Raw genomic sequence first — 833 nt, 5'->3', positions numbered from 1 at the left:
CAGCATGGTCAAGGCCTTATCCGTCACTACTTGGTCAATAACGCCATCTCCCATGATCTGGGCAAAGTCCCGCACGCGCTTAAGGAGACGATTGGCAATCCGAGGGGTTCCCCGACTACGGAGGGCCAAGTCAGCTGCCGCCTCGTGGGTGATTTCCATCTCAAAGATATCAGCTGTCCGCTCGACGATTTCCGTCAAATCCGCATGCTCATAATATTCCATGTGCCCCGTAATACCAAAGCGAGCTCGCAAGGGATTGGACAGCATTCCAGCTCGGGTCGTAGCCCCGATCAAGGTAAACGGAGGCAGGTCCAGATGGACACTTCGGCTCGACTCTCCGGCCCCAATCATGATATCAATGTAAAAATCCTCCATAGCGCTATAAAGGACTTCCTCCACTGCCATGGGCATACGGTGGATCTCATCGATAAAGAGAACATCGCCCGGCTCTAAGTCATTAAGGATGGCCACCAGATCCCCTGCCTTTTCAATGACAGGACCAGAAGTCTGCTTGAGATTGACCCCTAGTTCATTGGCAATAACAAAAGCCATGGTCGTCTTCCCCAACCCAGGAGGCCCAAACAAGAGTACATGATCCAGAGCTTCGTCCCGCAATTTGGCTGCTTCGATAAAAATCTGGAGCTGGTCCTTGACCTTATCCTGCCCGATATATTCCCGTAAATACTGGGGGCGCAGGGTCCGCTCGACCAACTCCTCGTCGCCCATCAATTCATTGTCTAAAATTCTACTCATGTTTCTATTATAGCAAAATTCAAACACATATGGGGATTTTCAATTTAGGAGTTTTCGAGCTTTTCCCGGGACTTTGACAG

At 50.4% G+C, this 833-nt stretch carries 1 protein-coding gene; it reads right to left on the bottom strand.

Going from position 1 to position 833, the window contains the following annotated elements; genetic code table 11:
• Positions 1-753 (bottom strand): Holliday junction branch migration DNA helicase RuvB (ruvB, locus tag STRDD10_RS09975; RefSeq protein WP_067195694.1); only part of this gene is annotated, 753 nt, incomplete at its 3' end.
• Positions 754-833: the final 80 nt, after the last annotated feature.

The organism is Streptococcus sp. DD10, from assembly GCF_001578805.1.
Lineage (GTDB): Bacteria > Bacillota > Bacilli > Lactobacillales > Streptococcaceae > Streptococcus.
This window is presented reverse-complemented; position numbering and strand designations above follow the sequence as displayed.